This is a genomic window from Comamonas sp. A23 (assembly GCF_004522605.1).
In the GTDB taxonomy this organism is placed as follows: Bacteria; Pseudomonadota; Gammaproteobacteria; order Burkholderiales; family Burkholderiaceae_C; genus Comamonas; species Comamonas thiooxydans.
Genome location: NZ_RSDT01000011.1, coordinates 112,368 through 133,478, shown reverse-complemented (window position 1 = coordinate 133,478; position 21,111 = coordinate 112,368). Strand labels below are relative to the sequence as shown.

19 protein-coding genes are annotated in these 21,111 nt (G+C 61.0%); 14 read left to right on the top strand and 5 right to left on the bottom strand.

What is annotated here, in order from left to right; genetic code table 11:
- Positions 1-213: 213 nt before the first annotated feature.
- The 3 genes from dusA (at position 214) to EIC84_RS21150 (ending at position 3,544) form a co-directional block, all read left to right on the top strand.
- Complete coding sequence (gene dusA, locus EIC84_RS21160; RefSeq protein WP_080554132.1) at positions 214-1,248, top strand: tRNA dihydrouridine(20/20a) synthase DusA; 1,035 nt, start codon at positions 214-216, stop codon at positions 1,246-1,248.
- 170 nt (positions 1,249-1,418) lie between these two features.
- Entirely contained in the window at positions 1,419-2,852 is a 1,434-nt protein-coding gene (locus EIC84_RS21155; protein WP_003065012.1) for a polyhydroxyalkanoate depolymerase, read from the top strand.
- A 29-nt stretch (positions 2,853-2,881) separates the two neighbouring features.
- Complete coding sequence (locus EIC84_RS21150) at positions 2,882-3,544, top strand: RnfABCDGE type electron transport complex subunit B (RefSeq protein ID WP_003065010.1); 663 nt, start codon at positions 2,882-2,884, stop codon at positions 3,542-3,544.
- Positions 3,545-3,636: 92 nt separating this feature from the next.
- On the opposite strand, the gene EIC84_RS21145 is transcribed toward EIC84_RS21150, so the two are convergent.
- Complete coding sequence (locus tag EIC84_RS21145; RefSeq protein WP_003065008.1) at positions 3,637-5,130, bottom strand: methyl-accepting chemotaxis protein; 1,494 nt, start codon at positions 5,128-5,130, stop codon at positions 3,637-3,639.
- A 189-nt stretch (positions 5,131-5,319) separates the two neighbouring features.
- On the opposite strand from EIC84_RS21145, the gene dapC reads away from it, so the two are divergent.
- The 5 genes from dapC to prmB all read left to right on the top strand — a co-directional run bounded on the left by dapC (position 5,320) and on the right by prmB (position 11,002).
- Entirely contained in the window at positions 5,320-6,525 is a 1,206-nt protein-coding gene (gene dapC, locus EIC84_RS21140; RefSeq protein ID WP_003065006.1) for a succinyldiaminopimelate transaminase, read from the top strand.
- Positions 6,526-6,606: 81 nt separating this feature from the next.
- A complete protein-coding gene (gene dapD / locus EIC84_RS21135; RefSeq protein WP_003065004.1) occupies positions 6,607-7,440 on the top strand; it encodes a 2,3,4,5-tetrahydropyridine-2,6-dicarboxylate N-succinyltransferase in 834 nt (277 codons plus the stop codon).
- Positions 7,441-7,638: 198 nt separating this feature from the next.
- Positions 7,639-8,808: a PilT/PilU family type 4a pilus ATPase gene (locus EIC84_RS21130; protein WP_003065002.1), complete on the top strand. Its 1,170-nt coding sequence runs from the start codon at positions 7,639-7,641 to the stop codon at positions 8,806-8,808.
- Positions 8,809-8,858: 50 nt separating this feature from the next.
- Complete coding sequence (gene dapE / locus EIC84_RS21125; RefSeq protein WP_003065000.1) at positions 8,859-10,058, top strand: succinyl-diaminopimelate desuccinylase; 1,200 nt, start codon at positions 8,859-8,861, stop codon at positions 10,056-10,058.
- Entirely contained in the window at positions 10,055-11,002 is a 948-nt protein-coding gene (gene prmB, locus EIC84_RS21120) for a 50S ribosomal protein L3 N(5)-glutamine methyltransferase (RefSeq protein ID WP_003064999.1), read from the top strand. Before dapE ends, prmB begins: the two co-directional genes overlap by 4 nt.
- Positions 11,003-11,080: 78 nt before the next feature.
- Here the strand turns inward: prmB and EIC84_RS26055 are convergent, their stop codons facing one another.
- Together EIC84_RS26055 and EIC84_RS21115 are read right to left on the bottom strand one after the other, a co-directional pair.
- Positions 11,081-11,257, bottom strand: a complete 177-nt coding sequence (locus EIC84_RS26055) for a hypothetical protein (protein ID WP_003064997.1) — start codon at positions 11,255-11,257, stop codon at positions 11,081-11,083.
- A gap of 3 nt (positions 11,258-11,260) precedes the next feature.
- Positions 11,261-12,121: a ferritin-like domain-containing protein gene (locus tag EIC84_RS21115; RefSeq protein WP_034361984.1), complete on the bottom strand. Its 861-nt coding sequence runs from the start codon at positions 12,119-12,121 to the stop codon at positions 11,261-11,263.
- A 181-nt stretch (positions 12,122-12,302) separates the two neighbouring features.
- Between EIC84_RS21115 and EIC84_RS21110 the strand changes: the two genes are divergently transcribed.
- Positions 12,303-13,283, top strand: a complete 981-nt coding sequence (locus EIC84_RS21110; RefSeq protein ID WP_003064993.1) for a LysR family transcriptional regulator — start codon at positions 12,303-12,305, stop codon at positions 13,281-13,283.
- 45 nt (positions 13,284-13,328) lie between these two features.
- On the opposite strand, the gene EIC84_RS21105 is transcribed toward EIC84_RS21110, so the two are convergent.
- Complete coding sequence (locus EIC84_RS21105; RefSeq protein ID WP_131361316.1) at positions 13,329-13,535, bottom strand: hypothetical protein; 207 nt, start codon at positions 13,533-13,535, stop codon at positions 13,329-13,331.
- On the opposite strand from EIC84_RS21105, the gene EIC84_RS21100 reads away from it, so the two are divergent.
- From EIC84_RS21100 to EIC84_RS26550, 5 genes are all read left to right on the top strand, one after another.
- On the top strand, positions 13,534-15,132 hold the full coding sequence (locus tag EIC84_RS21100; protein WP_034362036.1) for a class I adenylate-forming enzyme family protein: 1,599 nt from the start codon (positions 13,534-13,536) through the stop codon (positions 15,130-15,132). The two genes, EIC84_RS21105 and EIC84_RS21100, sit on opposite strands and share 2 nt — an antisense overlap.
- Before the next feature lies 1 nt (position 15,133).
- A complete protein-coding gene (locus EIC84_RS21095; RefSeq protein ID WP_003064989.1) occupies positions 15,134-16,354 on the top strand; it encodes an acyl-CoA dehydrogenase family protein in 1,221 nt (406 codons plus the stop codon).
- A gap of 38 nt (positions 16,355-16,392) precedes the next feature.
- Entirely contained in the window at positions 16,393-17,406 is a 1,014-nt protein-coding gene (locus EIC84_RS21090) for a tripartite tricarboxylate transporter substrate binding protein (RefSeq protein WP_003064986.1), read from the top strand.
- Positions 17,407-17,504: 98 nt separating this feature from the next.
- A complete protein-coding gene (locus EIC84_RS21085; RefSeq protein ID WP_003064984.1) occupies positions 17,505-19,550 on the top strand; it encodes an ABC-F family ATP-binding cassette domain-containing protein in 2,046 nt (681 codons plus the stop codon).
- A gap of 178 nt (positions 19,551-19,728) precedes the next feature.
- Positions 19,729-19,851, top strand: coding sequence for a hypothetical protein (locus EIC84_RS26550; RefSeq protein WP_003064982.1), 123 nt, complete (start codon positions 19,729-19,731; stop codon positions 19,849-19,851).
- A gap of 425 nt (positions 19,852-20,276) precedes the next feature.
- Here the strand turns inward: EIC84_RS26550 and phbB are convergent, their stop codons facing one another.
- A complete protein-coding gene (gene phbB / locus EIC84_RS21080) occupies positions 20,277-21,014 on the bottom strand; it encodes an acetoacetyl-CoA reductase (RefSeq protein ID WP_003064980.1) in 738 nt (245 codons plus the stop codon).
- Between the last annotated feature and the right edge of the window lie 97 nt (positions 21,015-21,111).

Here is a 21,111-nt window from a genome sequence, read left to right as displayed (position 1 = left end):
TTGGACTCGGAAAGAGTCAGCTATCCGCCTTCCTTCAGACGGATATGAGCTGGAACGATATGACACCCTTGGCACTCTTTCGTTGGGTGATGGTTCCCATCAGTGCTCCATGAAATTCGTGGTGCACCAATGTAGCATTCAGCATCAAAAAACCCGGAAAAACGGGGTAAGACAGGGTCAATTTTCAGTGCACCACAAGGCACTTTTCATAGTATGAGCACCGAACAAACCATTAAAAAACAACTAGATAGCAGCATGTGGCGCATGTCGGTGGCGCCAATGATGGACTGGACAGACAAGCATTGCCGCTACTTCCACCGCCTGCTCAGCCAGCACACCCTGCTCTACACCGAAATGGTGACGACCGGAGCTCTGGTGCATGGCGACGTGGCTCGTCATCTGCGGTTTGAGGCCGAAGAGCACCCCGTGGCATTGCAATTGGGTGGCTCGGAGCCAGCAGATCTGGCGCACAGTGCACGCCTGGGCGAGCAATGGGGCTATGACGAGATCAATCTCAACTGCGGCTGCCCCAGCGAGCGCGTTCAGCGTGGGGCTTTCGGCGCCTGCCTGATGAACGAGGCCGCACTGGTAGCCGATTGCGTCAAGGCCATGGCCGATGTGGTGTCCGTGCCCGTCACTGTCAAGCACCGAATCGGCATCGACAAGATCGAAAGCTACGATTTTGTGCGCGACTTCGTCGGCACCGTTGCCGATGCAGGCTGCCAGGTGTTTGTGGTTCATGCCCGCAACGCCTGGCTCAAAGGCCTCTCCCCCAAGGAAAACCGTGAAATCCCGCCGCTGCGCTACGAAGTCGTCGCACAACTCAAGCGTGACTTTCCGGGCCTGACCATCGCTGTCAACGGCGGCATCAAGACCGATGACGTGGTACAGCAGCAATTGCAGCAGGTCGATGGCGTCATGGTGGGCCGCGAGGCCTACCACAACCCCTGGTGGATGGCGTCCTGGGATGCTCTTTACTATCAGGATGAGAGCAGGGAGCGTACGCGCGAGCAGATCGAAGAGCAGATGGTGCTGTATATGGAACGCGAAGCACGCGAGCATGGCACGCACTGGTATTCGATTGCCCGGCATATGCTGGGGCTGCGCAACGGCCTCGCCGGTGCGCGCCGCTGGCGCCAGGTCTGGAGCGATCACCGTCTCAAGACCCTGCCTGCGCACGAGGTCATGAAGCTGGCCCGCACCAAGCCGAACGAGATCCTGCCGGAACCCGCAGAGCAGATGCTTTGACGCTGCATGAAAAAGCTGGCTTCGGTCAGCTTTTTTACTTTCAAGCGCGGTCAAGTCCGGCATGCGTTGCGCAATCCCCGCAGTTGCGCGGTTTGAAGGGAATTCACTACTTCGCATGTCAAACTCTGCTGTTATATTGCACTGCAACATAACCCGCAGAAGTGCGTCCCATGCTCTATCAGATCTACGAAATGCAACGCGCAATGGTTGAGCCCTTTGCAGACTTTGCCCAGGCCGCCTCCAAGTTCTACAACAACCCCCACTCGGTCTTCAGCCAGGTGCCACTGGCCCAGCGCATGGCAGCGGGCTTCAACCTCATGTACCGCTTGGGCAAGGACTACGAAAAGCCCGAATTCGATCTGCATAACGTCGAAGTCAACGGCGTGGATGTCACCATCCGCGAGCGGGTGGAGGTCGACAAGCCGTTTTGTGAGCTGCGCCGCTTCAAGCGCTTTTCCGACGATCCAGAAACACTGGATCTCATGCTCAGCCAGCCCGTGGTGCTGATCGTTGCCCCCCTCTCGGGCCACTATGCCACCTTGCTGCGCGACACCGTGCAAAGCATGCTCGGAGGCCACAAGGTCTATATCACCGACTGGAAAAATGCCCGTACCGTGCCGCTGTCCGAGGGCGAGTTCCATCTGGACGACTATGTGAACTATGTGCAAGAGTTCATTCGCTATCTGCAAGGGCGCTATGGTCAGTGTCATGTGGTCAGCGTCTGCCAGCCCACGGTGCCCGTGCTGGCGGCCGTCTCGCTGATGGCCAGCCGTGGCGAGGTGACGCCGCTGTCCATGACCATGATGGGCGGCCCCATTGATGCGCGCCGCTCACCGACGGCCGTCAACAACCTGGCCGAAACCCGCAGCTACGAATGGTTCGAGAACAACGTCATCTACGAGGTACCGAACAATTACCCCGGTGCCGGCCGCCGCGTCTATCCCGGCTTTTTGCAGTACTCGGGCTTTGTGGCCATGAATCCTGACCGCCATGCCAACAGCCATTACGACTATTTCAAGGATCTGATCAAAGGTGACGAGGCCAGCGCCGAGCACCACCGCAAGTTCTATGACGAGTACAACGCCGTGCTGGACATGGATGCCGACTACTATCTGGAGACCATCGCCACCGTGTTTCAGGAGTACAAGCTGGTCAAGGGCACCTGGGAAGTCAAAAACGAGCAGGGCCAGCCCGAGCTGGTGCGTCCTCAGGATATCCGCCACACAGCCTTGCTGACCGTGGAAGGCGAGCTCGACGATATCTCGGGCGCAGGCCAGACCCGCGCCGCCCATGATCTGTGTGCCGGCATCGCTGCCGAGGCGCGCCAGCATATCGAAGTCCAAGGTGCAGGCCATTACGGCATCTTCAGCGGCAGCCGCTGGCGCAAGACCGTCTACCCGCAGGTGCGCGACTTCATCCTGTCCCACCAGCCCGCAAGCGCGACAGCCGCCAGCGCAGCAGGCCATCTGAGCAGCGTCAGTGACGACGGAGCCGAGCTGGAAAGCAACGAGGCCCATGCCGACAAGTCTGCCAAGACCCTGAAAACAGGTCAAAATAGCGCCCCTGCCCAGAAAGGACGCGGCCCCCACCGCGCCAGGGCGTAAAGGCTCGCCAGACCAGAATGAACTCATCCATGTCCGCAGCCTCTTCGCTTCAAGCACTGGCTGCGAACATCGATGCAGCCCTGCCCCAGACACAGTGCACGCGCTGCGGTTATCCCGATTGCGCGTCCTATGCCAAGGCCATTGCTAGCGGAGAAGCCGCCATCAATCAATGCCCACCCGGTGGCCAGGAAGGCGTGCGCCGCCTGGCGTCCATCACCGACAGGCCGGAGTTGCCGCTCAACGCCGCAAATGGCATCGAAACCCCGCGCACCCTGGCCCTGATCGACGAAGCCTGGTGCATAGGCTGCACGTTGTGCATCAAGGCCTGTCCCACCGACGCGATTCTGGGTGCCAACAAGCGCATGCACTCCGTGATTGCCGAGCATTGCACGGGCTGCGAGCTGTGCATTCCCGTCTGTCCGGTCGATTGCATAGAACTGGTCAATGCCAGTGCGGAGGCCACGGGCTGGTCAGCCTGGAGCGCTGCCCAGGCCGAGCATGCCCGCCACCGCTATGGCGTGCATCTGCAGCGCACGGGTCGCAAGGCCAATGCGCCGGTGCGCACCACGGCACAGCCTCCCGCGGCAGAAGCCGGTGCTCAGGCCGTCACGACGGCAGCGCCAGCACCCGACAAAAAGGCTGCGATTGCCGCTATTCTGGCCAAGGCCAAGGCTCAGCGCGCCCAGAATTGATACCGAATAAGCCGCTATCGCTCATGCAAAAAGCGCCAGCAGCTCTTGATTCAATAGCATCTCTTGGGCTGCAAAGCTCTCTCGGGGTCTCACTAGGCGCTGACCAGGCTTTTGTAGACGCCGCAGCCCCAGTACAGGCCTGCATGCTTGCAGACATAGGACATCTTGGTCTGCACCTGCTGGTTGCTGGGGTTGATGTAGTCATACTCGACCCAACCCGGGCGCAACTCGGCCTGAGCCATGATGTCAGCCATCAGGCTGTCGCCGTCGATGCCGGGCACATCCTGCACGCGCAGCCCCACCTTGGCGGGATTGCCGCCGAAGGCACGGTACTCCCCTTCCGAGGACAGAGCGAACACATACATGTCGCGGTCGTGGAATGGCTGCTCAGGATCGGTCACGGTCTGCAGCAGGCTGGCGACACTGGACGAGCTTTTGGCTTGCCGCATGGTTGCCTGCACCAGGGCCACGGCCTCCTCGGCCGTTCCCTGCTGCAATCTGAAGCGCGACACGGCGTCCGACAGGTGCTGGGCACGCAGCTGCAGCTCGCGGGCCTGCTGCAGCGCCTGACCGACCATCTGGGCATTGTGCTGGGTGATTTCATCGATCTGGTGCACGGCATTGCTGATTTCCTGAAGCCCCGTGCTCTGGCTGCTGGCCGAGTCCGAGAGCGTCCCCATATGACTGACCACATCATGGATGGCCCTCGTCACCCCTTGAGTCTGCTCGACGGCGTTGCGCAGCAGCTGCGTGCTCTGGCTCACCTGCTGCACTGTCTCGCCGATCAGCTGGCGTATCTCCTTGGCAGCTTCGGCGCTGCGCTGCGCCAGCGTACGCACCTCGCTGGCCACGACGGCAAAGCCGCGCCCCTGCTCACCGGCCCTGGCGGCCTCCACGGCCGCATTGAGGGCCAGAATATTGGTCTGAAAGGCAATGCCGTCTATCACCCCAATGATTTCCCGCATGCGCCCGGCATTGCGCTCGATCAGCTCCACCGACTGCACAGCATGCTGCATGGCTTGGGCGCCCTGATCGGCGGCCGAGCGCACGCCGTCGGCACGACCATGGGCTGCCTTGCTCACCTCGGCGCTGTGCTGAACCGCTGCGCTGAGCTGCTCGACACTGACCACCGTCTGCGCGAGATTGCTCGCCTGCATCTCGGTTCGTTCAGACAGGGCCTGATGGTCCTTGACCATGCCCTGTCCAGCCTGGGCCACCAGGGCCGCGTTGCTGCGCACATCGGCCACCATGGCCGACAACGCATGCACCATGGACTCGGTCAGGCCCGATGTCGCCGCAGCCGCTTGCGCCCCTTTGGCTGCGCTCATACTCAGGTCGCCATGGGCGACTTTTTCCAGCGCCAGCTGCATGTCCTGCCACTGCTGCTGCCAGCTCTTGTGAAGAGCACCGACCCACAACAGCACTCCCATGATCCACAGCAGCAACCAGCCCAGCTGCCATGTTCCGCTCAGGCCCAGCACGGGCAAAACAGGCCCGGCCAGCAGCCATGGCAACCCCAAGCACAGCCATCCGGAATTCCTCATTCGTACGCGGTTTTTTTTGTCGGGCAAGATGCGCTTTTGCATTGCCTGTCTCCATTCGTTTTTTGTGGTCGACTTCGTTTGCTGAGCTTGCAGCCTGCTCACGGTAGCCCTTTGCTCTGTCATCCAGCTTACGTAACAAATTGCAATTTACGGTGCCTGCAAACCCGCAAAATCGAAACCATGAGCACTGTTTTCTCATGCGAAAATGGCATCAGCCCATAATGTCTCACTATGAATCCCCTGCTCTCGCGCTTACAGCCTTATCCGTTTGAACGCCTTCGCCAACTGTTTGCCTCTGCCCAGCCGCCAGAGGGCCTGCGCCCCATCAGCCTGGGCATCGGAGAGCCGCGCCACGCCACGCCGGCGTTCATTGAAAAAGCACTGAGCAGCGAACTCCAGGGCCTGTCCGTTTACCCCGCCACCGCCGGTCTGCCAGCGCTGCGCCAGGCCTGTGCGCAATGGGCCAACCGGCGCTATGGCGTAGAACTCGATGCAGCGACCCAGGTTCTGCCCGTCAATGGCTCGCGTGAAGCCCTGTTTGCCTTTACCCAGGTGGTGGTGGACAGCACCCGAGCCGGTGCGCGCGTCATCTGCCCCAATCCCTTCTATCAAATCTACGAAGGTGCAACGCTGCTAGCCGGGGCCACACCCTATTACGCCGCCAGTGATGCCGCGCGCAACTTCGCCGTGAACTGGGATGCCGTGCCCGAGGAGGTATGGCAGAACACGCAGATGATTTTTGTCTGCTCTCCCGGCAACCCCACGGGCGCCGTGATGCCACTGGGCGAATGGGAGAAGCTGTTCGCCCTGTCCGACAAGCATGGCTTTGTGATTGCCAGCGACGAGTGCTACAGCGAGATCTACTTCCAGGAGGAAGCTCCGCTGGGCGGCCTGGAAGCGGCACAAAAGCTCGGTCGCCATGATTTCAAGAATCTGGTGATGTTCACCAGCCTGTCCAAGCGCAGCAATGTGCCCGGACTGCGCAGCGGCTTTGTGGCAGGCGACGCGGCCCTGCTCAAGTCCTTCCTGCTCTACCGCACCTATCACGGCGGCGCCATGAGCCCCGTGGTCCAGACGGCATCGATTGCCGCCTGGGGTGACGAGGCCCATGTGCAGGAAAATCGCCGTCTCTACCGCGAGAAGTTTGCCCAGGTCACGCCCGTGCTGTCCAGGGTCATGGATGTGAAGCTGCCCGATGCCAGCTTCTATCTCTGGGCCGGCATTCCGCCGCAACTGGGTATGGATGATGCACAATTCGCCAGAGAGCTGTATATTCATACAGGCGTGACGGTTTTACCGGGAAGCTATCTGGCACGTGAGGCCCATGGCTTCAACCCCGGAGCCAACCGCATTCGCATGGCTCTGGTGGCCGAGACGGCAGAATGCCTTGAAGCCGCTCAGCGCATTGCCCGGTTCATCGAGTCGCGCATACGCTGATTTCCACCCCAGGGCCTGCCCGGTGCAGGCCTTTATGACTCAACGATTCACCTCAACTTTCGATCTTTGACCGAAAACATCATGACGCAACAACTGCAATCCATCATCGACAACGCCTGGGACAACCGTGCCACTATTTCGCCTTCCGCCGCCCCCAAGGAAGTGGTGGATGCCGTGGAGCACGTGATTGCCGAACTCAATGACGGCAAGCTGCGCGTGGCCAGCCGCGAAGGCGTGGGCCAGTGGACCGTGCACCAGTGGATCAAGAAGGCCGTGCTGCTGTCCTTCCGTCTCAAGGACAATGCGCTGATCAACGGCGGCGCCCTGAACTTCTTCGACAAGGTACCCACCAAGTTCGAAGGCATGAGCGAGGCTGAGATCGCCGCCACCGGCGTGCGCGTGGTGCCTCCTGCCGTGGCTCGTCGCGGCTCCTTCATCGCCAAGGGCGCCATCCTGATGCCTTCCTATGTGAACATCGGCGCCTATGTGGACGAAGGCACCATGGTCGACACCTGGGCCACCGTGGGCTCCTGCGCTCAAGTCGGCAAGAACGTGCACCTGTCCGGCGGCGTGGGCCTGGGCGGCGTGCTCGAGCCCCTGCAAGCCAACCCCACCATCATCGAAGACAACTGCTTCATCGGCGCCCGCTCCGAAGTCGTCGAAGGCGTGATCGTGGAAGAAAACTCCGTTCTCGGCATGGGCGTGTACATCGGCCAGTCCACCCCTCTGTTCAACCGCGAAACCGGCGAAATCACCTACGGCCGCGTGCCCAGCGGATCGGTGGTGGTCAGCGGCAACATCCCCAAGCAGACCAAGGATGGCAAGGACTACTCCATGTATGCCGCCATCATCGTCAAGCGCGTGGATGCACAGACCCGCTCCAAGACCAGCATCAACGACCTGCTGCGCGACTGATGGGAGCCTGGCCACGCCTGCTCTGCCTTGATGCAGACACCGCCATGGCCGCCCCCGCTCACAAGCCTGCCCGCTCCCAAGCGTGCAGGCTTTTTTCATGCTGGAAATCAGCTTTGCGCATCACGCGCGACCTGCACCGAGTTGACACACGCTAACATGCGTGCATAGAGAGGCTGAGCGAAAAAGGATGAAGAAAAAATGAGCACCATGGAAAAAATTCTGCGTCTGATGTCCGAGAAAAAGGCCTCGGACGTCTATCTCTCCGCCCGTGCGCCGGCGCTGATCAAGATCAACGGTATCTGCATCCCCATCAACAATCAGGAGTTGCCGGTCGAAGCTCCGCTGGCCTTGCTCTCCGAAGTCGTCAAGCCGGAAGCCATAGAGGAGCTCAAGCAGACGGGCGAGCTGAACATGGCCATTCCCATGAGCGGCATAGGGCGTTTTCGTATCAGCGCCATGCGCCAGCGTGGCTCCTACGCAGTTGTCGTGCGCTTCATCTCGCAGCAGGTGCCCTCGCGTGACAGCCTTAACCTGCCGTCCATTGTCAGCGAACTAGTCATGGAAAAGCGCGGCCTGGTGCTTGTCGTTGGCGCCACGGGCTCGGGCAAGAGCACGACACTGGCGACCATGATCGACGAGCGCAACGAAACGCTCACTGGCCATATCCTCACGGTGGAAGACCCCGTCGAATACCAGTTTCGCAACAAGAAATCCATCGTCAACCAGCGTGAGGTCGGCACCGATACCAGTACCCTTGCAACCGCACTCAAGAATGCGCTACGTCAGGCACCCGATGTGATTCTGATCGGCGAAATCCGCGACCGCGAGACCATGTCGGCCGCACTGGCCTATGCCCAGTCCGGCCATCTGTGCCTGGCAACCCTGCATGCCAACAACAGCTATCACACGCTCAACCGCATCCTGTCCTTCTTCCCCGAGGAGGTACGCCCCAGCATGTTGGGCGAGCTGGCCGCCTCGCTCAAGGCCGTGATCTCTCAGCGCCTGGTCCGTACCGTTACCGGCACGCGCGTGCCGGCCGTGGAAGTCATGCTCAACACCAAGCTCATCAGCGACATGATCGTCAAGGGCGACTTCGGTGGCGTGAAGGAGGCCATGGAAAAATCCATGGCCGAAGGCTCGCAGACCTTCGAGGACGCACTGGCGGCCCTGGTGCGCAGTGGCACAATTGAGCGCAGTGAAGCGCTGGCCTATGCCGACTCGCCCACCAATCTGATGTGGCGCATGGATAATGACGTCAGCCACGCGGCCACTGCTGCCAACGCCCCGGCCGTCACCGATGTGATTCTGCCCGGCGATGACGATATGCCGTCTTTCACGGAAATCACCCTGGATGTCAGAACCGCCTGAAGCCGCCAGCCAAGGCGGCATAGGCATTGTTTTAGTTTGAAGCCCCCTCCATGTCCCGGACACTGCAATTGACCGAGCAGCTCATCAGCCTGCCCTCCGTCACCCCCGAAGATGCTGGCTGCCTTGAGCTGCTCGCCGATGCCCTGACACCCATGGGTTTTACCTGCGAACGCCTGGATAGCGGCCCCGCAGACTTCCGCGTACAAAACCTGTGGGCAAAGCGCGCTCCTGCGATTGCTCAGTCTACGCAAGGCGCTATCAATTCAGATAGGAGTGTGCTGGTCTTTGCCGGCCATACCGATGTGGTGCCACCGGGACCGCTCAAGGAATGGACCAGCCCGCCTTTCGTACCCATGCACCGCGACGGCAAGCTCTACGGCCGTGGTGCCAGCGATATGAAGACCTCCATCGCCGCCTTTGTCGTGGCGCTGGAAGAGTTTTTGCAGACCACACCCGAGCCTGCCTTCGACATCGCCCTGCTGCTGACCAGCGACGAGGAAGGTCCCTCGGTCGACGGCACCAAGGTCGTGGTTGAAGAGCTGCGCCAGCGCGGCGAGCGCCTGGACTGGTGCATCGTGGGCGAGCCCACCTCGGTCAAGCAGACCGGCGACATGATCAAGAACGGCCGCCGCGGCACCATGAGCGGCAAGCTCACCGTCAACGGTGTGCAAGGCCATATCGCCTACCCGCAACTGGCACGCAACCCCATTCACGAGGCCTTGCCCGCACTCGCAGAGCTCGCGGCCACGGTCTGGGACCGCGGCAATGCGTTCTTCCCGCCCACAAGCTGGCAGATCAGCAATATTCATGGCGGTACGGGCGCCAGCAACGTCATTCCCGGCCATGTGGTGATCGACTTCAATTTCCGGTTCTGCACCGAGTCCAGTTCCGACTCCCTGCAAAAGCGCGTGCATGAAATCCTGGACCGCCATGGCGTCGAATACTCGCTGGTCTGGACCGTGGGCGGACAGCCTTTTCTGACCACACCGGGCACCCTGGTGCAGGCCGTGCAGGCCGCCATCAAGGATGAAACCGGACTGGATACCGAGCTGTCCACCACAGGCGGCACCAGCGATGGCCGCTTCATTGCCCAGATCTGCCCTCAGGTCATAGAAATGGGCCCGCCCAATGCCAGCATCCACAAGATCGACGAACACATCGCCGTGGCCGATATCGAGCCGCTGAAGAACATCTACCGCAAGACTCTGGAACAACTCCAGCGCCAGCAGACCACACCCCAGACCGCATGAGCAACACCAGCATCCTCCTGATCTCGGGCAACACCGTTGCCGAACTGATTGCCAGCGGCGCTCGGGCTCTCACAGCTGCCGGCGTGGCTTTTGGCCATGGCACGGCCACGGCCGAGGACGAAGCGGCCTGGCTGGTGCTCTGGAAGCTGGGCCTGCCACTGGACAGCGAACTCACACCCGGCGCTCCGGAATCTGTAGCACATCATCCTGTATCTCTTGACGCACAAGCGCAGATAGCTACTCTTTTTGAAGAGCGCATACGCAGCCGCAAGCCCGCAGCCTATCTGACGAACGAGGCCTGGCTTGTGGGCGTGCCCTTCTACATCGACGAGCGCTCCATCGTGCCGCGCAGCTTCATCGCCGAGCTGCTGGCCGATGGCAGCATCGACGGCTGGCTGTCCGACAAGACCGTGCAGGTGCTCGACCTATGCACCGGCAACGGCTCCCTGGCCTGCCTTGCCGCCATGGCCTATCCTGAAGTCCGGGTGACCGGTGCCGATATATCGACCGATGCCCTGGCCGTCGCCCGTATCAATGTGGACAAGCATGGGCTGCAAGATCGCGTGACGCTGCTGGAAAGCAACGGTATAAGCCAGGTGCCCGGCCCCTGGGATCTGGTGCTGTGCAACCCGCCCTACGTGAACTCCGACAGCATGGGCAAGCTGCCTGCCGAGTACCAGGCCGAGCCCGAGCTGGCCCTGGCCGGCGGCGCCGACGGCATGGACTTCATCCGCCGACTGCTCGAGGACCTGCCCGCGCGCCTGAACAAGGACGCCGTGGTGGTGCTGGAGATCGGCAATGAAAAGCCGTATTTTGATGCCGCCTTCCCCGACCTGCCCGTGTTCTGGCTCGACACCAGCTCGGGTGACGAGCAGGTGCTGCTGATTACCGAAGAGGCGCTGCGCCACTGGTCCGAGGGCAATACCGCCGCCTTGCAGCTGTAAGTTCTTCGTCCCGCATCCAAGGCACAGGCTTCTCAAAGCCTTGTGCCTTTTTCTCTATGCAGGCCTTTGAACAAGCGCTCAAGCACGCTTTACCGCACTCGGATAGCGAGAACCGCCACCCGCAATCTGCAGGCCATCGCGCCTGCCTGCAAAGAAGCGGGCATTGAACTGCGCAGGCCCCGGATCCTCTTCCATCTCGAAGCCCGCCGTGCCCAGCAGTTCCGCCTTGCGCTGCGGCGTGCTGGATGCATGCAAGACTCAGTACGACATCATGCGTGTTGCCAGCTTGGAGATGGGTGTGCGCACCATGCCCTCCACGCGTGCTGGCAGCAGCATGGGCTTGAGCAGCATGCGCACGGCCAGATCGGCAGGCAGGCGACGGCTGACCAGCTCGTAAATGCGCTGGGCCATGTCTTCGAAGCGAGTGCTGCTATCGGAGAAATAAGGACCCTTGTGCGCCCAGACATGACGCAGCGCGATATCCGAATCGCTCTCTCGCAACTCCTTGAGGCGGCCATACAGTGCCTTGGCAATGCGCGTGCGGCCCACAGGCGACTGCCGCTGTAGCTCCTTGAAGTACTTGAGGAAATGCTTGAAGTGGTTGACCTCATCGTTGCGGATATTGCCCAGCAACTCGCTCAGAACCGGCTCGTCGCTGAGTTCGCGCAAGGTGTGATAGTAGGCCGTGGTGCCGGTCTCCACCACGCAGCGCGCCACCATTTCCAGGCGAGGGTCGGAGTAGAGCTCCTCCATGGTGCACAGCTGCGAATATTCGGCGAAAAAGCTGTCGTAGGCTTGCTGCCAGGGAAACTCCGGCCACACGGCTTCCACATAGGCCCGTAGTGCGCGTCCGTGCTGCAGTTCTTCGGACTCCCATTGATCCTTGAGCCAGACCGCGATCTCGGGCCAGGCAGCGTAATGCTCGGCCAGGTTGGCCGCATAGGTATCCGAGCCGGTTTCGATGAACGAGGCGCTCATCAGCAAGAAGAACAGATCCTGGTTGTGCTCTATGGCACTGCGATCGATGGCAGAGAAGTCAATGTCTTCAATGCGCCAGTGGGCAGAGCCATTTCTGCTCGGGGTGGTTGAATGTGAAGAGAGGGACAGGTTTTGCTGCATCAGTTGTAGGACCGACATACTTAATCTGTCGGACTTCAGACTTAGAGATATGCCATCTTGTCGACATTTGGCCCTTACGCCATGTCAGATTACACCGACATTACAGGAGACTAACAATTCTTCAAATAGCCTTCTACAGGCTTTCATACCGGCTTTCAAGCTGATTTTTCGAGTTGCAATCATGGATCTGCGTGCGCTTCGCTACTTCATCACCGTGCTGGAGGCCGGCTCGATCTCGCGGGCGGCCCATTCGCTCTATGTGGCACAGCCGGCACTGACGGCGCAGATCAAGAAGCTGGAGTCAGAGCTCGGTGTCCAGTTGCTGGAGCGTACCCATGCGGGAGTCACGGCCACGCCCGCAGGTACCCAGCTATATGAGGATGCACGCCGCCTGCTCTGCGATGCCGACGCCATGTGCGAACGCCTGCAGCGCCTGCCCATGGGGCCGGAAGGCTCGGTCAGCATTGCCATGCCGTTCTTGCTGACCGGACTGCTTATGGGGCCGGTGATTGCCGGTTTGCGCCGGAGCCACCCGCGCATACGGGTGTTTGTGCTCGATGACTCCAGTCTGATGGTGCAAAAAGCCATGCTTGAGCGTCGCGCCGATCTGGGCGTTCTGGTAGACACTGCCAGTCTGCAAGGCCTGAAGGTGCAGACCATGGCCACCGAGCCCATCTATTTCTGCGGCCATGACGCACAGGGCGAGGTCGCGCCCCTGCTCTATAGGCACAGCACGGCGGAAAACACTCCCTGCCTGGACTTTGCCCATGCCGCAGCACAGCCACTGGTGCTGCAGTCACGGCGCTTTTCAATACGCCAGACAGTGGAGCAGGCCGCCAGCGATCTGCAGCTCGGTCTGAACATCGTGCACGAACATGACTCGGCCCGTGTCATTCGCTCGCTCTATCAATGCGGCGGGGGCTTTACCTTCAGCCCCGCCTGCTCGGTGGCCGAGAACCCGCAGTCCCAGAACGCCGGCAGCGCCTGGATCGTCGCCAGAGTCTGCAACCCCGATCTGCAACGACGCTACTACCTGGCGCGCCAACCCGGCCGCGCCCACGATGCTGCGATACAGGTGGTTCAGGACGCCCTTCTGATGCAGGTACAGGCCATGATCGGCGAGGGCCGCTGGCCAGCCCGCTGGGACTACGCTGAGGCATAGAGCACAGCCAAGCAGGGTGAACACGGCAAATGCAGCTGCCAACTGTCAGCTGTGCCCCTGGTACGGGACAAACCCGCAGCGCAGCACCCTGCAACCAGGCATGTAGCGCACAAGTCGTTGATTTTCCAAGCCATCAAAAATATTGATGCCAATGGATAAACAAACGGTATTTCCTTGATCTCCTTCGTTTTGGGACAGTCCGAGCAGATGCCGCACATCGGTGCGGCGCAGCTTCATCAAGGACTTGCCCATGACCACTGCTTTGCCCGCGGCCCATATGCCGAGTGCCCCTATATCCAATGTCGGTGCACTCGTTGCGCGCTGCTGCCATCTGTACGCCGACCACCTTGCGGTGACCAGCGCCAGCAAGAACCTCAGCTATGCCGCGCTGGAGCAGCGCAGCAACCGCCTTGCCAATGCCTTGCTGGCTCAGGGTCTGCAGCGTGGCGACCGTGTGGGCATCTATCTGCCCAATTGCACCGAAATCGTCGAAATCGAGCTGGCCTGCTACAAGGCCGGTCTGATCAAGGCGCCGTTCAACGCCCGCCTGTCGCCCCGTGAGGTGATCGAGATAGCCGACAACAGCGATGCAGCCCTCATCGTCACAACGGCGGAACGTGCCGAGAGCTTCCGCGCACAGCTACGCAACCCGCAGGTTCGCTTGATGCTGCTCGGCGACAATGAAAACAATAGCTATGAGCGATTGCTGGAAAAGGCTTCAGATCAGTTTTCAGCAGTATCCGTGCATGAACACGAAGTGGCCGTGTTGCATTACACCTCTGGCTCTTCGGGCACGCTCAAGGCCGCCATGCAGACCTTCGGCAACCGCCTGGCCCAGCTACGCAAGTTCCTGATGCGCGGCGAAGGGATGCAGCCTGGTCATACCCTGGGTCTGGTGGGCCCTGTCACCCATGCCTCAGGCATGCAGCTGATGCCCGCTCTTTGCACAGGCGCCACCATCCATCTGTTCAGCGGCTTCGAGCCTGCGCGCTTTCTGCAGGACATGCGCAGCCTGCGCGTGACACACACCTTCATGGTGCCGACCATGATCAATATGCTGCTGGCAGAAACCGCAGGCTGCTACCGTCCCCTACCCGATCTGCTGCGCCTGGGCTATGGCGCCGCCCCCATGGCACCGGCCCGCATTCTGCAGGCCATGGATGTGTTCGGGCCTGTTCTCAGCCAGGGCTATGGCGCGGGCGAAACCACTTCGGGCGTCTGCGCGCTCACCGTGCAGGACCATCTTTATGCCCGCGCTGCCAGGCCCGAGCTGCTGTCCTCCTGCGGACGGCCTTTTCTCGAGTCATGCGTGGAAGTGGTGGATGACGAAGGCCAGCGCCTGCCCCTGGGTGAGGTGGGCGAGATCGTGGTCAGCGGCGCCGACGTGTTTGCCGGTTACTGGCGGGCCCCCGAGCTGACGGCCGAGGTGCTCAAGCACGGCCGCTATCACACCGGCGACCTGGCGCGTGTGGACGAGCAAGGCTTTGTCTACATCGTGGACCGCAAGAAAGACATGGTGATTTCAGGTGGCTTCAACGTCTATCCGTCCGAAGTGGAGGCCGTGCTCCATGAGCATGCGGCGGTGCAAGACGCCTGTGTGTTTGCCATACCCGACGACAAATGGGGCGAAGTCGTGGCTGCCCACATCGTGCTCAGGCAGGGGCAGACACCTGGTGACGCGGGCATCAACGAGGCCATCGACCGCTTCTGCGCCGAGCGCCTGGGCGGTTTCAAGCGCCCGCGCCATATCGAGTTTGTGCAGCAGCTGCCCAAGAACCCGAATGGCAAGGTCATGCGCAAGACCGTGCAAGCGCCCTACTGGTCCAATCACAGCCGAAAGGTGAACTGAGATGAATGCCAAAGATCCGATGCAGGCCGTATCCCCGAGCCCTGCCTTGCTTGCCATGCCGTTCGAGGGCTCGCCGCGCGCGGCCGAGCTGATTGCAGCCCTGCTGGATTTCCTGCAAGGCGAGCTGGCAGAGCTGGCCCAAAAACACAGCATCAGCCATGACAACAGCGCCAGCAAGGAGTTGCTACGACAGGTCTGGAAGCGTTCGCGCGAGCTGGGCTTCTACGGCATGACGCTGCCCAGCGCCATGGGCGGCGAAGAGCTCTCGGTGCTGGACCAGGTGCTGATCAAGGAAGCCATCTATGCCAGCGGCTCAGCGTTCGCCCCCCATGTACTGGGCGAGCTCAGCGGCCCGCCGCGTATCGGCTCCCTGGTGCGCAAGGCCACTCCTTTTCAGATGGAGCAATTCATCTTGCCCGTGGCGCGCGCCGAAAAAGCCATCTGCTTTGCCCTGACCGAATCCCAGGCGGGATCCGATGCAGGCGCTGTGCAAACCAGGGCTGTGTGCGAAGGAGAGCACTATGTGCTGACCGGCCGCAAGCGCTTTATCTCCGGATCGCCGTTTGCCGACTTTGCCGTGCTCATGGCCTCCACCGCCCCCGAGGGTAGCGTCGAACGGGAGATCAGCGCCTTCTTTGTCGACCTGGCCGCACCCGGCGTGGAAGTGGTCAGTGGCTACAAGACCATGGCCGGGCAGTCGCACACCGGCGATATTCATCTGAACTCCGTGCGCGTGCCCGTGGCGCAGCTGATTGGCGAGCCAGGCCGCGGCCTGGGCCTTGCGCTGGGGCGCATTACCGTCAACCGCCTGCTGCACTGCCCCGCCATGCTGGGCCTGGCGCAGTGCGCGCTACGCGATGCGCGCGACTATGCGCTGAGCCGCCAGCAGTTTGGCCGCAGCATTGCCCAGTTCCAGTCCATACAGCACATGCTTGCCGATATGGCCACCGACTGGATGGCCGCCCGCGCGCTGATGATCCATACCGCCCGCGCGCTGGATGCGGGCATTGATGCACGCGCCCAGGCCTCGATGAGCAAGCTGTTTTGCTCGGAAAAAGCCTTTGCCATCGCCGATCGCGCCGTGCAGATCCACGGCGGCGAAGGCATTGTCCAGGGCCGCCGCGTCGAGTTTCTGTTCCGCATGCTGCGCATGTACCGTGTGCTCACCGGCACCAGCGAGATCCAGCGCAACACCATTGCCAAGGAACTGCTCACGCCCTGACGGGACATAACCAGGCAGCTATAAAAGCAGGAGACAAAATGAGCAAGCAATCCTTGAACCCCTCTGTCAGCAACAGCGAGCGCCGCCAGTGGCTGCGCATGGCTGGCGCCAGTCTGGGCGCCGCAGGCCTGGGTGCTGTGGGCCTGCCCGCCCAGGCCCAGAGCTGGCCCATCCGCCCCATCAAATGGGTGGTTCCCTATATGGCAGGTACCGGTCCGGACAATGCCGCGCGTATCGTCTCCGAGGCGTTGGGCCAGCAACTGGGCCAGCCCGTGGTGATCGAAAACCGGCCCGGCGCAGGCGGCAATATCGGTGCGCGCCAGGTCGCTCGCGCTGCTGCAGACGGCTACACCCTGCTGTATTCAGGCTCGCCCATGGCAGCCGCCATGCGCATGTACAAAAACCCGGGCTTTGAGGTATTCAAGGATTTCAGGCATGTAATGGGCATGTCCCGCTCGGACATTCTGCTCGTGGTCCACCCCGGCTCCGGACTGCGCAGCCTGGCCGACCTGATCGCCGCCAGCAAATCCCGCGATATCGACTACGCCTCTGGCGGCGTGGGCACGCCGTCGCACCTGGGCGTGGAGCTGCTGCTCTCGGCGCTGCAGATCCAGGCCACGCATGTGCCTTACAAGGGGGCATCCGATCTGGTTAACGCAGTGCTCGGCCAGCAGGTGGTGTTTGCGGCACCTATCTTTTCCGTCGCCTACCCCCATGTGCAGGCCGGCAGGCTGATCCCGCTGGCAGTCGCCGGCGAGCAACGCAATGACAAGCTGCCCCAGGTCCCCACGCTCGAGGAAACCGGCGTGAAGAACGTGCATCTGAGCTCCTGGGGCGGCCTGTCCGTGCCCAGGGACACACCACAAGCCGTCACTACCAGGCTGCGCAATGCCATGGCTGCCGTGCTGAGCCAGCCCAAGGTGCGCCAGATGCTGGAGATGGACGGCGGCAAGGTGCAGATTCTGGACTCCGCTGCCTACACCCAGGCGTTCGAGCATGAGCTGAAATTCACCGAAACCATGATGAAGCGCATAGGCCTTCAAGCGGTGTGAGAATTCCGACAGAGCCGACATGAACGGAGCACGCTGCCGCCTGCTCAATCCCGCAAGCTCCTGGGTCTGCGGGCATTCGCGGATAATCGGCCCCAGTCATGATCAGTCTCAAGAACATCACGCTGCGCCGCGGCACCAAAGTCCTGCTCGACCAAGTCAGCACCACCATCAACCCGGGAGAGTCCGTCGGCCTTGTCGGCCGTAACGGTGCAGGCAAGTCCAGCCTGTTCGCCCTGCTCAATGGCAGCATCAGCGAAGACGGCGGTGATTTTTTCATCCCTCCTCAGTGGCGCATGGCACAGGTAGCCCAGCACATGCCGGAAACCGACGAATCAGCCACCCGGTTTGTTCTGGATGGCGACACGCGCCTGGCCGAGCTGAACGCCCAGTTGGCTGCCGCCGAAGCCTCCGGCGATGGTATGGAGATCGCCCAGGCCTATGTGGATCTGGCCGATGCCGGTGCACATGATGCTGAATCACGCGCGCAAGCCCTGATTCTGGGTCTTGGCTTCAAGGTCTCCGAGCTGGATCACCCGGTCAACAGCTTCTCGGGCGGCTGGCGCATGCGTCTGCAGCTGGCCCGTGCACTGATGGCCCCCAGCGACCTGCTGCTGCTGGACGAACCCACCAACCACCTGGACCTGGATGCCCTGGTCTGGCTGGAAGCCTGGCTCAAGCGCTATAGCGGCACGATGATCGTCATCAGCCACGACCGCGAATTCCTGGACGCCATCACCAACGTCACACTGCAGATTCAGGGCGGGCAGATCAACCGCTACGGCGGCAATTACTCGCGCTTTGAAGAACTGCGTGCCCAGCAGCTGGAGCTGCAGGCGGCCAGCTTTGCCAAGCAGCAGGAAAAAATGGCCCATCTGCAGAAGTTCATTGACCGCTTCAAGGCCAAGGCCAGCAAGGCCAAGCAGGCACAAAGCCGGGTCAAGCAGCTCGAGCGCATGGAAAAGGTCGGGCCGGTACTGGCCGAAGCCGAGTTCACCTTTGAATTCAAGGAACCCGCCAATCTGCCCAACCCCATGCTGGCGATTACCGATGCCAGCTTCGGCTATGAGGACGAAGACGGCAGGCAGACCACCATCCTGCGGGGCGTCAACCGCTCCGTGCTGGCAGGCCAGCGCATCGGTATTCTCGGGGCCAACGGCCAGGGCAAGTCGACCCTGGTCAAGACCATCGCCCGCGAGATGAAGGCGCTGGCCGGCACCGTCACCGAAGGCAAGGGTCTCAATATCGGCTACTTTGCCCAACAGGAACTCGACGTGCTGCGTCCCGGCGAGAACCCGCTGGAGCATATGACCCGTCTGGCCAGGGAACTCGGCGCTGCCGCACCCGCCGCCAGCCGTGAACAGGACTTGCGCAACTGGCTGGGCACCTTCAACTTCAGCGGCGACATGGTCAAGCAGTCTGTGGGCAGCATGAGCGGTGGCGAAAAAGCCCGTCTGGTACTGGCCATGATCGTCTGGCAACGCCCCAATCTGCTGCTGCTGGACGAGCCTACCAACCACCTGGATCTGGCCACGCGCGAAGCGCTGGCCATGGCGCTCAACGACTTCGACGGCACCGTGATGCTGGTCTCCCACGACCGTCACCTGCTTCGCGCCGTATGTGAAGACTTCTGGATGGTTGGCCGCGGCGTTGTCGGCCCGTTCGACGGCGACCTGGACGACTACCAGCGTTATCTGCTCGAAGAGTCCAAGCGCTTGCGCGAAGAAGCACGTAATGCCGAACAGCAGGCCAACAGCGCGCCAGCGGTGCAAACTCCGGTAGAGCTCAAGCCAAATACGCCTGAAGCCCCTTCTACAAAAGCGCTGGACGCTCTGAAAACAGAATCATTCACTGACGTGGGTGACCCCAAGGAAGCCCGTCGCCTGGCTGCTGCAGCTCGCCAGCAACTGGCCGAAAAGACCAAGCCTTTCAAGAAAGAGCTGGAACAGATCGACAAGACGCTGCCCAAGCTCAATGCCCAGCGCGGCGCGCTGGAAGAAAAGCTGGCCACGCCTGGCCTGTCCGGTGGCGATATCGTGGAAGCGGGCAAGCAGCTGAGTGCCGTCAACGCTGAAATCGATCAACTGGAAGAGCGCTGGCTGGAGCTATCGGAGCAGATCGAAGCCCTGGCCACCGAAACCTGCTAAGCCCAGGAAAAGCCCTGCCATTGACCAGCTTTGGCAGGGCGCTATTCATTTTGAACAGTTGCCGCAGCTGCTGACAACATCAGTAAACGTGAGTTGCATTTTCTTGCGCTGTTGATTCAGCTTCTTGTCAACCTGCAGTTCAGGCCAGGCGTTGAACCACTCAAAGGAGTGAACTGCAATGACCACCACTGTTACCGACACCGCCAAAGCCCAGCCCGCACAGGCGGCAGCAGCTATGTCTCTGATGGCTTGGCCCTGGGACGAACGTGATCGCAAGCGTGCCCCCGCATTTGCAGCCTGATTATCACTGGATAAAAGAACAGGTAAAAATTTCCAAAAAGCTGTCAACGAGCTGAATCCGTCAGACGTTAAACAGACATACAGGAGAGATTCCCATGCAAACCACGAACATCATGTCCATCTGGCCCGAAGACGAACGCGATCGCAAGCGCTAAGCGCTCGCCGCGCAACACTGTGCAGACCAAAGCTAAGTGTGTTGCAGCCAGGTGCCCGGGCAGTCGGCACTGCTAGGCCAAAGAACCCACAAGCCTTACTGCCCCGTGCCACTCTCTGAAGTGGCCCCCCATTCCTCAAAACCCGCATGAATGATCTCTGCGGGTTTTGTCATTTGCTTAACCGAGTTTTCCGGTCGCAGCGCACAGTGCAAAACGAAGGGCATGAAAAAAAGGAGCCTGAGCTCCTTTTTTGCTGAATGCCTGAAAAGGCTTAGTGCATATGCAGGCCGCCGTTGACCGCAAAGTCCGCACCTGTGGAATAGCTGCCCTCTTCCGAAGCCAGCCAGGAGATGATGGAAGCGATCTCCGCAGGCTCGCCCAGACGCTTGACGGGCACGCCCGCCACGATCTTTTCGAGCACATCGGGACGAATGGCCTTGACCATATCGGTACCGATGTAACCAGGGCTGACTGTATTCACGGTCACACCCTTGGCAGCCAGCTCTTGAGCCAGCGCCATGGTGAAACCATGCATGCCGGCCTTGGCGGCCGAGTAGTTGGTCTGCCCGGCCTGTCCTTTGGCGCCGTTGACCGAGCTGATGTTGATGATGCGGCCCCAGCCCTTTTCCACCATGTCTGCCACCACCTGCTTGGTAACGTTGAACATGGAGTTGAGGTTGGTTTCGATGACCGACTTCCAGTCGTCCGGCGTCATCTTGACGAACATGCGGTCGCGGGTGATACCCGCGTTGTTCACCAGCACATCGATGTTGCCGTGCTCTGCCTTGGTCTGGTTGAAGGCTTCGACGGTGGATTCCCAATCCCCCACATTGCCAACCGAGGCATAAAACGTGTAACCCAATTGCGCCTGCTCGTCCAGCCACTTGCGGTAGTCGCGCGATGGTCCGCAACCCGCGATCACCTTGAAGCCATCCTTATGCAAACGCTGGCAGATTGCGGTACCGATACCGCCCATGCCCCCCGTGACGTACGCTACTTTCTGACCCATTCATCTCTCCTGTCAATCAATGGTTATTTCACGATCACACTATCAACGATAAGAATTCTTAGGAATTGCTTATCGTTTTGAACGCCACACACCCTGC